Here is a 13,576-nt window from a genome sequence, read left to right on the forward strand (position 1 = left end):
TGGGAGTGCACCATGGCCGGCCTCAACGACATCCTGAAGAACCTGCCGATCGACGAGATCGCCGGCAAGCTCGGCGTCGATCCCGACACGGCGAAGGCCGGCATCATCGAGGGCGGCCAGACGATCCTCAGCGGCCTGCACAAGGAGACCGAGACCGAGCAGGGCGCGCAGTCGCTCCAGGAGGCCCTGAAGAAGCACGCGGGCGAGAAGAAGGTCGCCTCCGTCGACGAGATCGACGAGGAGGACGGCAAGAACATCCTCGGCCACATCTTCGGCGGCAAGCAGGACGAGGTCGCCTCGACGCTGACCGCGTCGGACAAGACCACGGGCGGCATCGACTTCGGCAAGCTGCTGCCGTTGCTCGCGCCCATCATCATGAACTTCGTCGCCAACCAGAAGAGCGAGAAGGAGAAGGAGTCCGGCGGCGGCTTCGACCTCGGCGGGCTGCTCGGCGGGATCCTCGGCGGCGGATCGACCCAGGGCGGATCGCGCTCGGGCGGCATCGACCTCGGCTCGATCGGCGACCTCATCGGCGGATTCTTCGGCGGCAAGCGGTAGCCGAGCGCACGCACGAGGGGCCCGCGATCATCGGATCGCGGGCCCCTCGTGCGTGGGTCAGCCGGCGGGCGTGAACGGCGGGGTCACGCCGGCGGCGTACTCCGGGGCCGGCAGGAGGGTGTCGGTGGCGCCGTCGCGGATCGCGCGGAGGGCCTCCTTGATCTCCGCGGCGTTCTCGGGCACGGGCAGGCCGCACGCGGCGAGCTCGGAGTCGAACTCGAGCGTGAGGCGCGTCTTGCCGGCGGCCACGGCCTCGGCGGTCGTGCCCGTGCTCGCGGCGGTGCTCGCGTTCGTCACATCGGGCACCTCGGCGCACACGTGGTACACGCCGCCGCCCTCGACCCAGACGACCTCGTCCTCGCCGAGGATCTGGATGACCGTGGACTGATCGGCGGTGTACTCCTCGACCGAGGACGGGTTGAGGTCGATACCAAGCGCGATCGCCGCGACGGCGATGACGCCGCCGATGGCGCCGGCGATGCCCTTCTGCGACTTCGACATGTCCTTGTTCATGAGGACGAGGATGATCAGCGGCACGAACGCGATCACGGCGACGATGGCGCCGAGCTGGTTCTGCACGAAGAAGCGGACCGTGTCGGACTTGCGGGCCGGGTCGAGGCGGTTGGCCTTCTTCCACAGCTGCGAGCCGATGATCGACAGGGCGCCGATCACGACGAACGCCACGAGGAGGCTGATGAACGCCCACTGCGGGAACTCGTAGGTGACCTCGTGCGCCTCGAGCAGGCCCGTCTCGTCGTCGCGGACGATCCCCTCCTGGCCGACCGGAACGCGCTGGCGCAGCAGCCAGAAGATCGCGACGGCCTCGAGCGCGATCGCGACGATCCACAGCACCCACGACACGATCCGCAGCGTCGTCGCCTGCTTCTTCGACGCCTCCGTCGGCTTCCACTCCGCCGGAGCGGCCGCGGTCTTGTTCTCTGCCATGGGTTCCCCTCGCTCAACGCCTGATCGGCGGATCGAGCATATCGGTGCCGCGTGACCCCGTCACGCGGCGGGGAGCTCAGGCCGCGGCGGCCGCCTTCGCGGCGGCGGGCAGCGCGTCAGCGATGCGCGCCAGGGCCTCCGCGTCGTGCGCGGCGGTGAGGAACCAGGCCTCGAAGATGCTCGGCGGGAGGTTGACGCCCGAGGCGAGCATCGAGTGGAAGAACGGCGTGAAGCGGAACGCGTCCTGCGTCTTCGCCTCCTCGTACGACACGGGCTTGCGATCGAGGAAGGCGAGGCCGAAGAGGGTGCCGACGCGCGGGATCGTGTGCGCCACGCCCTCCGCGGTGAGCGCCGACGAGAGGGCGTCGATCACGGTCGTCGCCGCCGCGTCGACCGCGGCGTACACCTCGGGGGTGGCCAGCTCGAGCGTGGCGATGCCCGCCGCGACCGACAGGGGGTTCCCCGACAGCGTTCCCGCCTGGTACACCGGACCGACCGGCGCGAGGTACTCCATCACCGCGCGCTTGCCGCCCAGCGCCGCCAGGGGCATCCCGCCGCCGATCACCTTGCCGAACGTGATGATGTCGGGCTCGTAGTCCTCGCCGGCCTCGACCTGCAGGCCCCACATGCCGGCGGGGTGCACGCGGAACCCGGTGAGCACCTCGTCGAGGATCAGCAGGGCGCCGGCCGCATGCGCGATCTCGGCGAGCGTGCGGTTGAAGCCGGCCGGCGGCTCGACGACGCCCATGTTGGCGGGCGCGGCCTCGACGATGATCGCCGCGATCCGCTCGCCGTGCGCCGCGAAGGCCGCGCGCACCGCGTCGAGGTCGCCGTAGGGCACGACGAAGGTCTCGGCCGCGACCCCCGCGGGCACACCGGCCGTGCCGGGCAGCGCGAGCGTGGCGACGCCCGAGCCGGCCGCGGCCAGGAGCCCGTCGGAGTGGCCGTGGTAGTTGCCGTCGAACTTCACGAGCAGGTCGCGGCCCGTCACGCCGCGGGCGAGGCGGATCGCGGTCATCGTCGCCTCGGTGCCGGTGGAGACGAGGCGCACCTCCTCGACCGGCTTGAGCCCGCCGGCCTGCACGCGATCGGCGACCAGCTGCGCGAGGCGCACCTCGCCCTCCGTCGGGGCACCGAAGGACAGCCCGCGGGCGGCGGCGTCCTGCACCGCCGCAACGACGTCCGGATGGGCGTGGCCCAGCAGCGCCGGGCCCCACGAGGCCACGAGATCGACGTACTCGCGACCGGCCGCGTCGGTGACGTACGCGCCACGCGCGGAGGCGAGGAAGCGGGGCGTGCCGCCGACCGATCCGTACGCCCGGACGGGGGAGTTCACGCCACCGGGGATGACGTCGCGGGCGTGGGCGAACAGTTCGTCGTTGCGATCGGCCATGCCTCCATTCTCCCGCGCCCCGCCTGGGCGCCGGCCCGTCGGCGTGCCGCCCCGGTCTCGGCTCCGCCGCTTCGCGGCTGCGCTCGACCCGTCTCCGCTCCGGCGCTTCGCGCCTCCGGTCGACGAGCCTTGATGCTTGCAGCAGACCGCGCGCGGCCCGCTAGCTGTAGTTCCCCGACACGTTGTGAACGTGTGAGCTGAGGCGAGGGCCTCCGGGACGATGTGGGTTACCACACTCACTACGTCACAACGGAGGCCCTCGTGACTCACGCTAACGCTCCCTTGACGCCGGAAGGGCGTCGTCGCCTCGCATCCGCGATCGTCGATGCCGGTTGGACGATCCGGCGGGCAGCGGAACGGTTCAACTGCTCGCCCGCGACCGCGTCGAAGTGGGCCAAACGCTACGCCGCGGGCGAGCCGCTCACCGACAGGTCGTCACGGCCGGTGTCGTCGCCGCATCAGTTGTCACGGCGCACGGAGCGGCGGATCATCGCGTTGCGGTTCACCCGCCGTTGGGGGCCTCACCGGATCGCGTATCACCTGCGCCTGGCTCGCTCGACGGTCGGGCGGGTCCTGGCCCGCTACGGGATGCCGTTGCTCAAGCACCTGGACCGGTTCACCGGACTGCCGGTCCGCAAGCCCAAACCGATCCGTTACGAGGCGTCGCGGCCGGGCGAGCTGGTCCATGTCGACATCAAGAAGCAGGGGCGCATCCCCGAAGGCGGCGGGCACCGCGCCCTCGGCCGGGCAGCAGGCAACCGGGACCGACAGCGCGGTGTCGGCTACGCGTTTGTCCACAACGCGATCGACGACCACTCCCGGTTGGCGTATTCGGAGATCCTCGATGACGAGCGCAAGGAGACGGCTGCAGCGTTCTGGATCCGCGCCCGCGCGTTCTTCGCGGATGCGGGGATCACGGTCACTGCGGTGATGACGGACAACGGCGCCTGCTACCGCTCACATGCCTTCCGAGATGCGCTCGGCAATGGAGTGAAGCACCGTCGAACGCGGCCCTACCGGCCGCAGACGAACGGGAAGGTCGAGCGCCTCAACCGCACCGCCGAGGACGAATGGGCATACGCCCGCTTCTACCCGAACGAATCGACCCGCATCGAGGCGTTCCCGGCCTGGCTGCATCACTACAATCACCACCGACCCCACACCGCCCTCGGCGGCCAGACCCCGGCCTCACGCGTTCACAACCTCACGGGGAACTACAGCTAGCATGCGGGGCATGACGGTCGATCGCGGAACGCCGCTCTCGTCGACGCGCGACCCTGTGGCGTTCTGGCTCGCAATCGCCTCGACGGTGCTGCTCGTCTTCGCGGTGTTCAACCTCGTGCAGACGGCCATGGTGCCCACTCGCTGGGCGGGCGTCGTGCTGTGGGCGATCGCGGCCGTCGCGTACGCCGCGCTCGGGATCGTGTTCTGGGCGAGCGCGCGAGCGACGGTGTGGATCGAGGACGGCCGGGTGATCCGCGGCGGCGTCTCCGGGCGACACGGACGCCCGGTCGCGCGCGGCGCGTTCGGCTGGTCGCTGCCCGTGACCCCCGGGCTCGCGCCCGAGGTGCGCACGCTCCTCGGACGGCCCTACCTCGTACTCGCGCAGTCGGACCGAACGGACCCGGTCGCCGCACTGCGCGAGACGCCGCGGGCCGATCGCTCCCTGGCGCAGCTCGAGGTCGTCGCTCGGCAGAGCGGCGGCTGGCTCAGTCGCGCGTTCCTCTGGCACCGCACCCCGCCGCGGTCGGCGATCGCACCGCTCGACCCCGCGGCGGTCGATTGCGTGCGCGCCGCGCTCTGAGGGCGGCGGGCGGCGGTCAGAGCTCGGCGCGGAGCCAGCGGGCGGCCTCGACCGCCCAGTAGGTGAGGATCGCGTCGGCGCCGGCGCGGCGGATGCCCAGCAGCGACTCCTGGATGGCGGCGCGGCGGTCGATCCATCCGTTGGCGGCGGCGGCCTCGATCATCGAGTACTCGCCCGAGACCTGATACGCCCACACGGGGATGTCGACGGCGGCGCGCACCTCGGCGAGCACGTCGAGGTACGGGCCGGCGGGCTTGACCATGACGATGTCGGCGCCCTCCTCGGCGTCGATCACCGCCTCCTTCACGCCCTCGCGCCCGTTGCCCGGGTCGAGCTGGTAGGTGCGGCGATCGCCCTTCAGCTGCGAGTCGACGGCCTCGCGGAAGGGACCGTAGAACGCGCCGGCGTACTTGGCCGCGTAGGCGAGGATCAGCGTGTCGGTGAATCCGGCGGCGTCCAGCTCGCCGCGGATCACGGCCACCTGGCCGTCCATCATCCCGCTCAGGCCCAGCAGCGCCGAGCCGGCCTGCGCCTGCGCGACGGCCATCGCGGCGTAGCGCTCGAGCGTGCCGTCGTTGTCGACCGATCCGTCGGGCGCGAGCACGCCGCAGTGACCGTGATCGGTGAACTCGTCGAGGCACAGATCGGTCTGCACGACGAGCGCGTCGCCGACCTCGGCCGCGACGGCCGCGGTGGCGACGTTGAGGATGCCGTCGGGGTCGTCCGCGCCGGAGCCCACGGCGTCGCGCACCGCGGGCACGCCGAAGAGCATGACGCCGCCCACGCCGGCCTCGGCCGCCTCGGCGACGGCGCGACGCAGCGAGTCCAGGGTGTGCTGGTGCACGCCGGGCATCGACGAGATCTCGACGGGCGCGTCGATCCCCTCGCGCACGAACAGGGGCAGCACGAGCTGCGACGGCACGAGATGCGTCTCGCGCACGAGGCGGCGGACGGCGGGCGACTGCCGCAGGCGGCGGGGACGGTGCGTGGGGAAGCTCACGAGGATCGCTCCGGGTTCGAGCCGGCGATCACGGCGTTCGGGCCGGTGTCGGCGATGGCCAGCGCCGCGCTCGTCGGCGGCGGGACGGGGATGCCGGCGAGGCTGTCGATGAGCGACTCGATCGTCTGCGCCGGCGCGACCACCTGGATTGGCAGGCCGACGCGCTCGGCGTCGCGCGCCGTGCGGGGGCCGATGGCCGCGATGATCGTCTGGTCGGGGATCACGGGGAACTGCTCGCGCACCTGCTCGGCGACCGATCCGCTCGTGACGAGGATCGCGTTGATGCGGCCGTTGTCCACGTCGCGCGCGACCCGCTCCGACGCGGGCACGCCGATCGTGCGGTAGGCCACCACGCTGCGCACGTCGTGCCCGGCCTTCTGCAGGGCGACGGTGAGCACCGGCTTGGCGATCTCGCTGCGCAGCGTCAGCACGCGACGCGGCTCGCTCTCGGCCTGGATCATCTGATGCGCCAGCCCGGCCGCGGAGTTGTCGATCTCGGGCACGAGGTCCACGCGGTAGCCGACCGCCTGCAGCGCGGCGGCGGTGGTCTCGCCCACGGCCGCGACCTTCGTCGTCTCGGGGATCGTGGCCTGGTAGGCGTAGAGCACGTCGACCGTCGTGGCGCTCGTGACGGTGAGCCAGTCGAACTGCCCGGCGGCGAGGTCGGCGATCGCGGACTCGAGCGCGGCGGCGTCCTCGGTCGGGGCGAAGTTGATCAGCGGGGCGACCACGGGGACCGCACCCTTGGCGCGCAGGGTCGCCGCGACGCCGTCGCCCCACGGTCCTCCGCGGGGTACGAGCACGCGCCAGCCCGCGAGGGGCTTGGGCGCCTTGGCTGAAGTCTCTGCAGTCATAGAGTGGAGGGCCCCGAGATGAGCTCGGATGCGCCGGCCGCAAGCAGCCGACGCGCGATCTCGTGTCCGATGTCGCTGGCGCGCGGGGTCGCGCCGGGCGCGTCACCGTCGGCGCTGCCTGAGTCCCGACTATACCCCTCGGCACCCGCAGCGGAAATCGTCCCGATCAGCACATCCTCATCCGTCGCGACCGTCTGCGCGGGATCGGCGCCGAGCACGTCGGCCCGCACGCGCATCCGATCGCCGTCGAGGAACGCGTGCACGCCGACGGGAGCGTGGCAGCCCGCCTCGATGCCGGCGAGGATCGTCCGCTCCACCTCCTGCGCGTAGCGGGTGACCGGATCGTCCAGGCGGCGGAGCGCCTCGAGCAGCGCGGGCGCGGCATCGGCGCGGGTCTCGACGGCGAGCACGCCCTGACCGGCCGCCGTGGGCCAGGCCACGAGATCGCGGGGCTCGACGTGCAGGTCGATGTCGGCGCCCAGGCGGCTCAGACCCGCGGCGGCGAGCACGATCGCGTCGAGCTCGCCGTCGCGCACGCGCGCCATGCGCGAGTCGACGTTGCCCCGCAGGTCGTGGATCTCGACCCCCGGGTTGGCGGCGCGGACCTGCGCGATGCGGCGCGGGGATCCCGTGCCCACGCGGGATCCGGCCGGGAGGTCCTCCAGGCGGGTGCCGTCGCGGGTGATGATCACGTCGCGGGCGTCGGCACGGCGCGGCGTCGCCGCGATCACCAGCCCGGGCGCCGGCGCGGTGGGCAGATCCTTGAGGGAGTGCACGAGCAGATCGCACTCGCCGGCCAGCAGGGCCTCGCGCAGGCGGGTCGCGAACACCCCGGTGCCGCCGAGCGAGGCCAGCGATGCGCGGGTGGTGTCGCCCTCTGAGACGATCTGCACGAGCTCGACGCGGCGGCCGGTGACGGCCTCGAGATCGCGCGCCACCATGCCCGACTGCGCCATGGCCAGCGCGCTGCGGCGCGTGCCCAGGCGGATGACGTCGGGCAGCCCGGCTGCCGATCCCGCGTCGGTCACTGCAGGACTTCCGGGATCTCGTCGAGCGTGATCCGGCGTCCGGTGAAGAACGGCACCTCCTCGCGCACGTGACGGCGCGCCTCGGTGTAGCGCAGGTCGCGCATCATGTCGACGAGGTCGGTGAGCTCATCGGACTCCATCGGCAGCATCCACTCGTAGTCTCCGAGCGCGAAGGCCGCCATCGTGTTGGCCACGACGCCGCGGAACGCGGCCCCCTTGCGGCCGTGGTCGGCGAGCATCGAGCGCCGCTCCTCGTCGGGCAGCAGGTACCACTCGTAGCTGCGCACGAACGGGTAGACCGTGAGCCAGCCCTTCGGCGCGATGCCGCGCAGGTAGCCCGGCACGTGGCTCTTGTTGAACTCGGCGTCGCGGTGCACCGACATGCCGTTCCAGGTGGGAAGCAGGGGGCGCAGCAGCTCGGTGCGACGCAGGCGCCGGACCGCCTTCTGCAGATCCTCGGCGACGGGCCCGTGCAGCCAGACCATGAGATCGGCGTCGGCGCGCAGCCCGCTCACGTCGTAGAAGCCGCGGACCGTGACCCCCTGGTCGGCGAGCAGCGTCACGATGTCGGCCAGCTCCGTCGGGTCGCTCTCGGTGACCGGCTCGGCCGGGTTGCGGCGCCAGACGGCGAAGAGGCTGTAGTCGTCGCCGGAGCGCTCGGGGGCATCGGCCTGGGGACGGGGCTGGATCTGCACCATGCCGCCATTCTCCCACCCGCAGGTGGGAGCGCGCCGGGCTCCTCCCGGTCAGTGGCGCTTGCTCAGCAGCGCCGCGACGCCCCACACGGCGGCGCCCACCGCGACCGCGACGGCCACGGCGGCGGCCGCGGCGACCGCGGGCTTGCGGCGCGCGAACGACTTCGCCTCGGCGACCTTGCGCTCGGTGGCCTCGGCCGCGCGGGCGGGCAGGTTCGCCTTGTGCTCGATCGCCGCCAGCGCGGCCTTCAGCTCCGCGCGGGCGAGCTCCACCTCGTCGCGGATGCCGCTGGGCACGACCGTCTTGGGCAGGGCGTCAGAACTCATCGGCGAACTCCTTCACGATGCCGGCGTCCTTCTTCACGGACGTGGCCGGGCTCTCGAGCTTCTGGATCTTGCGCACGTGCCGCACGTAGCCCCACAGGGCGGCGAGCACGGCGAGCACGATGCCGATCACCACGACGATGAGCGCCGCCACCCACAGCGGCATCCACAGGTCGAGCAGGATCACGAAGAAGGCGAGGAACGCCGGGATGGTCCAGAACAGGAAGAAGAGGGCCACGATCGCGAAGACCGCGGTGAGGCCGCCGTGCTTGACGAGCTGGCCGACGTAGCCCTTGACCGCACGGACCTCGGCCTTGACGAGGTTCGAGACGAGCTCGGGCAGGTCGCCGATCAGCGTGAAGAGCCCGTCGTCGGCGCGGTCGCGCAGCGGCGACCGCGTGGTCCGCTCCGTCATCGCTTGTCCGCGGCCTTCTTCACGTCGTCGACCGTGTCCTCCGCCTCATCGATCGCGGCGTCGAGTTTCTGGCCGGGGGTGCCGGCGGTCGAGGTCACGGTCTTGACGACCTTGACCGCGCCGTCCCACGCGAGGCGCGGCACCTTCATGGCGCCGGAGGCGGCGAGGTCCTTCACCCGGGCCACCTGCTCCTGCACCGGCTCGAGGTTCCACACCTTCTGCGCCTGCGTCTTGATCTGCTCATAGCGCGCACGACCCGCCCGGGTACCGAGCACGTAGCCCGCGCCGAGGCCGATCACGAGTCCCACCTTGCCCCTCATCAGGGTCTCCTCACGTCGTCGGGTGCGTGCGTCCCACGATAGCCCGCGCATGTTTCCGACGCATTCCCGTTGCGGAATCTGACGGAATGGCTCACAATCAGTCGTTTGCGTCCGGCTCGTCGGCCCACAGCGCCACGCGACGCAGCCGGTCCGCCTCCGCGATCGCGTCGGGCACCACCTGCGCGAGGCCGGTCCCGGCCAGCCAGGCGCCGGCCGCACCGAGCCCGGTGACGCCCCGGATGGCGTCTCGCGCCGCGCGGGCGTCGTCGCGGCGGCCGATGGTGGCGGCCGGCTGCGACTGCGTGAACCGCGCGAGCGCGAAGCCGCGCAGCTGCTCGCGGCGCAGCGGCACGCCGAGCAGCCGCCCGGCCTGGTCGAGCGCCCGCTCGGCCGCGGCGTCGTCGCTGAGGCCCCGGGTGGCCGGCTCGGAGCCCTGTGCGCCGAACGAGACGCGCACCACGTGGCGGCCCGGCCCGGCGGCGTCCCTCACCCAGCCCCACTTGGCCGTGGCGTGCGTGAGGGCCTTGGCGGTGAACGATCCGGGCACCGTGAGCACGCCCGTGCCGCGCGGGGCGGCGTCGAGCTCCGGGGCGTCGAGCACGAGCGTGGCGACGTGCACCACGGGGCCCGGGCGCGGCGGCTCGGGCGCCAGCCCCGCGGCGTGCGGGGCGATGAGGCGACGGGCGGCGTGCTCCTCGGTGGCGACGAGCACGAGGTCGAACCGCTCCGGCGCCTCCGGTGCGGCGGGTTCCGGCGCGGGCGCGGCGGGCTCGGCGGGCTCCGCGGCGGCGGGCTCGGGGTGGGCCGACTCCGCGGCGGCGGGCGTCACGATGCGCCAGCCGTCCTCCTCGCGCGCCAGCTCGGTGACGGGTGAGGCCGTGCGGATCCGCACCCCGGCGTCGGCGAGCGCGGCGGCGAGCGCCTCGATCAGCCGGCCCATACCGCCCCGCAGCCCCTCGACGGCCGATCCGGGGGCGCCGGCCTTCTGCGCCCGCTCGTGCAGCAGCAGGTCCACGGCGCCCAGCAGCGAGCCGGTCTTGGTGAGCGCGCCGTTGAGGCCGGGGGCGGCCACGTCGGTGTCGATGTCGTCGGGATCCGCGGAGTAGACGCCGTTCGTGACGGGCGCGACGAGCCGATCGAGCACCGTCCGCCCGAGGCGGGTGCGGACGAGGTGGCCCAGGCTGCGATCGCGGCCGATCGTAAGGACGGGCCGGACGCGATCGAGGTACGCGCGCCAGGCGCCCGACCAGCCGATCACCCGGCGCACGTCGACCGCGAACGGATTGGCCGGGATCCCGAGGATGCCGCCGACGGGCAGAGGCGCGGCGCCTCCGCCGGGCAGGCCCGCGACCCAGGCGCCGCCGGCGCCCGTGCCGGGCTCGACGACGAGATCGGCGATCCCGAGATCGTCGATCAGCGCGCGGACGTGTCCGCCGCGCGTGGCGTAGCTCTCGGCGCCCAGGTCGAGCGCGAGGCCCGCGACCTCGCCCGATCGCACGGCCCCGCCGAGCCGATCATCGGCCTCGAACAGCGTGACCGACATGCCGACCTTGGCGAACTCGCGGGCGGCGACGAGGCCGCCGATCCCGCCGCCGATCACGGCGACCCGCGTCGCGGCGGCCCGCTCGTGCAGCAGCCCGAGGTCCTCGGTCATCACTCGCCGTCCGCGTGCACCAGCTCGACGATGCGCGTCAGCACCGCCGGATCCGTCTCGGGCGGGACGCCGTGCCCGAGGTTGACGATGTGGGCGCGGGCCGCGCGGCCGCGGCGCAGCACGTCGCGCACGTGCGCCTCGAGCACCGGCCACGGGGCGCCCACCAGCGCGGGATCGATGTTGCCCTGCAGCGTGACGTCGGGGCCCACGATCGCCGCGGCCTCGTCGAGCGGCAGTCGCCAGTCCACGCCCACCGCCGACGCGACCCCGCCGAGGCGCATGTCGGCCAGGAACGGCCCCGTGCCGACACCGAAGTGGATGACGGGCACGGGCAGGTCCGTCACCGCCGCGGTCGAGTGCGGCGCGATGAACGCGCGGAACGCCGCGGGCGCGAGCGATCCCGCCCACGAGTCGAACAGCTGCACCGCCTGCACGCCCGCGTCGATCTGCGCCCCCAGGAAGGCGCGCGACACCTGGGCGAGCCAGCCGGCCAGCCGGTGCCAGGAGTCGGGATCGGCGTGCATCATCGCCCGCGCCCGCAGGTGCTCCTTGGAGGGGCCGCCCTCGACGAGGTAGGCCGCGAGGGTGAACGGCGCGCCGGCGAAACCGATGAGGGGGGTCTCGCCGAGCTCGGCCACGGTCAGGCGCACGGCCTCGCGGATCGGCTCCGCCGCGGCGGCGACCTCGGCCGGGTCGATCGCCGTCAGCCGCGCGACGTCGTCGGCCGTGCGGATCGGGGCGGCGAAGACGGGGCCGCGGCCCGGCTCGATCTCGACCTCGACGCCGGCCAGGCGCAACGGCACCACGATGTCGCTGAAGAAGATGCCCGCATCGACCCCGTGGCGGCGCACCGGCTGCAGGGTGATCTCGGCCGCGAGATCCGGCGTGAGGCACGCGTCGAGCATGCGCGTGCCGACGCGCAGCTCGCGGTACTCCGGCAGGGAGCGTCCCGCCTGACGCATGAACCAGACGGGAGCGACCTCGGGGCGGTCGCCGTTCAGCGCGCGCACCAGCGCGGAAGTGTGAGCCATGGCCCCCATTCTGGTCGCGCCCGCCGAGGGATCCCTGTGCCCACGGAGCGGGCGGGCGCGGGGCGCCAGGTGAGGGCACCCTAATCATGAATCACTCAGAAAAAGATTCGACGGGCTGTAGAATCGGTGATCGTGCTGCTGTGCGTATCCGCGAGTCACAAGACCGCTCCGTTCGATCTGCTCGAACGGCTCTCCTCGCACGCCACGCCGATCGCGCCGCTCATCGCCGAGAAGGATCGCATCGACGGCGCCGTCGTGCTCTCCACCTGCAACCGCGTCGAGGCCTACCTCGATGTGCCCGCGCACGCCGAGATCGAGGGCGTCACCGCGGCGCTCGAGGCGATCCAGGCCGCGACCGGCGTGAGCCCGACCGAGCTCGAGGGCGCCTACGAGGTCAAGGCCGGCGGCCGCGTGGCCGAGCACCTGTTCGCCGTCGCCTCGGGCCTCGAGTCCGTCGTGATCGGCGAGGGCGAGATCGCCGGACAGGTGCGCCGCGCCCTCGACGACGCCCGCGCCTTCGAGGCGACCTCCCCCGAGCTCGAGCGCCTCTTCCAGCGCGCCACCGAGACGCAGAAGGGCGTCAAGAACGCCACCGCCCTCGGCCGGGCCGGCCGCTCGCTCGTGCGCCTCGCGCTCGAGCTGGCCGACAGCCGCATCGCCGACTGGACGACGCAGCGCACGCTGCTCATCGGCACCGGCGCGTACGCCGCGGCCACGATCGCCGCGCTGCGCGATCAGGGCGTGACCGACATCACCGTGTACTCGCCGTCGGGCCGGGGCGAGAAGTTCGCTCTCAAGCACGCCATCGCGTGGGTCGACGACGACGCCTTCCCGGCGGCCGCGGCGACCTCGGACCTCGTCGTCACCTGCACCTCGCGCGAGGAGCCGGTCGTCACCGTCGAGCTGCTGCAGCGCGGCGGCTACGCCGGCAGGGGCTTCGTGATCGATCTGGGCCTGCCCCGCAACGTCGCGCACGAGGTGGGCGAGCTCGAGGGGATGACCCTGCTCGATCTCGAGACGATCCGGCTGCACGCCCCGCTCGAGGAGCTGCGCGCCCACGACGACGCCCGCCGCATGGTCCGCGACGCCGCCGCCAAGTTCCACCTCGTCGGCCGCGAGCAGAGCGCGGCCCCCGCGATCGTCGCCCTGCGCGAGCTCGTCTTCGAACTGCTCGACGCCGAGATCGACCGCGCCAAGGGTCGCGGCGACGACGAGCGGATCGAGCAGGCGCTGCGCCACATGGTCGGTCGCCTGCTGCACACGCCCACGGCCCGCGCGCGCGAGCTGGCGGCGCAGGGCCGCGCCGACGACGTCTTCGACGCGCTCGAGACGCTCTTCGGCGTCGACGCGCGCCCCGCCGCCGCGGCCACGGACGCCCCCGCCTGCCCCTTCACCGGCAACGCCTCCGCCTGAGCCCCCCCGGGCCCGTCGACCGGAGGCGGCGCAGCCGCCACAGTCGCGCTCGCGGCCCTCTCGCCCGCGCTCCGTCGGATCACCCGCGCCGGCGTCGGATCGTTGCCCCGCCGGTCGGATCATCCGCCCCACCGGTCACCAC

Annotated in this window: 15 protein-coding genes; 4 read left to right on the forward strand and 11 right to left on the reverse strand. The window is 73.2% G+C overall.

The annotated features are described in order from the left end of the window. Positions 1–12 precede the first annotated feature (12 nt). On the forward strand, positions 13–558 hold the full coding sequence (locus E3O41_RS12545) for a DUF937 domain-containing protein (protein ID WP_067025277.1): 546 nt from the start codon (positions 13–15) through the stop codon (positions 556–558). 57 nt (positions 559–615) lie between these two features. Here E3O41_RS12545 and E3O41_RS12550 read toward each other — a convergent pair whose 3' ends face one another. Together E3O41_RS12550 and hemL are read right to left on the reverse strand one after the other, a co-directional pair. Continuing rightward, complete coding sequence (locus tag E3O41_RS12550) at positions 616–1,503, reverse strand: hypothetical protein (RefSeq protein WP_067025280.1); 888 nt, start codon at positions 1,501–1,503, stop codon at positions 616–618. Positions 1,504–1,579: 76 nt separating this feature from the next. Then, entirely contained in the window at positions 1,580–2,896 is a 1,317-nt protein-coding gene (hemL, locus tag E3O41_RS12555) for a glutamate-1-semialdehyde 2,1-aminomutase (protein ID WP_135012519.1), read from the reverse strand. A gap of 261 nt (positions 2,897–3,157) precedes the next feature. Between hemL and E3O41_RS12560 the strand changes: the two genes are divergently transcribed. Further along, entirely contained in the window at positions 3,158–4,120 is a 963-nt protein-coding gene (locus E3O41_RS12560) for an IS481 family transposase (RefSeq protein WP_135011713.1), read from the forward strand. Positions 4,121–4,130: 10 nt separating this feature from the next. Continuing rightward, complete coding sequence (locus tag E3O41_RS12565; protein WP_067026808.1) at positions 4,131–4,700, forward strand: hypothetical protein; 570 nt, start codon at positions 4,131–4,133, stop codon at positions 4,698–4,700. 16 nt (positions 4,701–4,716) lie between these two features. Here the strand turns inward: E3O41_RS12565 and hemB are convergent, their stop codons facing one another. From hemB to hemE, 9 genes are all read right to left on the reverse strand, one after another. Beyond that, a complete protein-coding gene (gene hemB / locus E3O41_RS12570) occupies positions 4,717–5,700 on the reverse strand; it encodes a porphobilinogen synthase (protein ID WP_067026810.1) in 984 nt (327 codons plus the stop codon). Further along, positions 5,697–6,554: a uroporphyrinogen-III synthase gene (locus tag E3O41_RS12575; RefSeq protein ID WP_083990974.1), complete on the reverse strand. Its 858-nt coding sequence runs from the start codon at positions 6,552–6,554 to the stop codon at positions 5,697–5,699. Before E3O41_RS12575 ends, hemB begins: the two co-directional genes overlap by 4 nt. Continuing rightward, positions 6,551–7,582, reverse strand: coding sequence for a hydroxymethylbilane synthase (gene hemC, locus E3O41_RS12580; protein WP_067026812.1), 1,032 nt, complete (start codon positions 7,580–7,582; stop codon positions 6,551–6,553). Before hemC ends, E3O41_RS12575 begins: the two co-directional genes overlap by 4 nt. Further along, complete coding sequence (gene hemQ / locus E3O41_RS12585; protein WP_135012521.1) at positions 7,579–8,280, reverse strand: hydrogen peroxide-dependent heme synthase; 702 nt, start codon at positions 8,278–8,280, stop codon at positions 7,579–7,581. Before hemQ ends, hemC begins: the two co-directional genes overlap by 4 nt. 48 nt (positions 8,281–8,328) lie before the next feature. Further along, positions 8,329–8,604 carry a hypothetical protein gene (locus tag E3O41_RS12590; protein WP_067026817.1) on the reverse strand — a complete coding sequence of 92 codons (276 nt, stop codon included), beginning with the start codon at positions 8,602–8,604 and terminating at the stop codon, positions 8,329–8,331. Further along, positions 8,594–9,016 (reverse strand): phage holin family protein, encoded by a 423-nt coding sequence (locus E3O41_RS12595; protein WP_067026818.1) that lies wholly within the window; start codon positions 9,014–9,016, stop codon positions 8,594–8,596. The genes E3O41_RS12590 and E3O41_RS12595 overlap by 11 nt, the downstream gene beginning before the upstream one ends. Beyond that, positions 9,013–9,336 carry a hypothetical protein gene (locus E3O41_RS12600; RefSeq protein ID WP_067026820.1) on the reverse strand — a complete coding sequence of 108 codons (324 nt, stop codon included), beginning with the start codon at positions 9,334–9,336 and terminating at the stop codon, positions 9,013–9,015. Before E3O41_RS12600 ends, E3O41_RS12595 begins: the two co-directional genes overlap by 4 nt. Positions 9,337–9,433: 97 nt before the next feature. Then, entirely contained in the window at positions 9,434–10,990 is a 1,557-nt protein-coding gene (locus E3O41_RS12605; RefSeq protein ID WP_135012523.1) for a protoporphyrinogen/coproporphyrinogen oxidase, read from the reverse strand. Next, the gene (hemE, locus tag E3O41_RS12610; protein ID WP_425325886.1) at positions 10,990–12,030 is read right to left on the reverse strand and encodes a uroporphyrinogen decarboxylase; all 1,041 of its coding nucleotides are present in this window, start codon (positions 12,028–12,030) and stop codon (positions 10,990–10,992) included. The genes E3O41_RS12605 and hemE overlap by 1 nt, the downstream gene beginning before the upstream one ends. A gap of 123 nt (positions 12,031–12,153) precedes the next feature. On the opposite strand from hemE, the gene E3O41_RS12615 reads away from it, so the two are divergent. After that, positions 12,154–13,434, forward strand: coding sequence for a glutamyl-tRNA reductase (locus tag E3O41_RS12615; RefSeq protein WP_135012527.1), 1,281 nt, complete (start codon positions 12,154–12,156; stop codon positions 13,432–13,434). The last annotated feature ends 142 nt before the right edge of the window (positions 13,435–13,576 follow it).

It is taken from the genome of Microbacterium sediminis (assembly GCF_004564075.1).
Lineage (GTDB): Bacteria > Actinomycetota > Actinomycetes > Actinomycetales > Microbacteriaceae > Microbacterium > Microbacterium sediminis.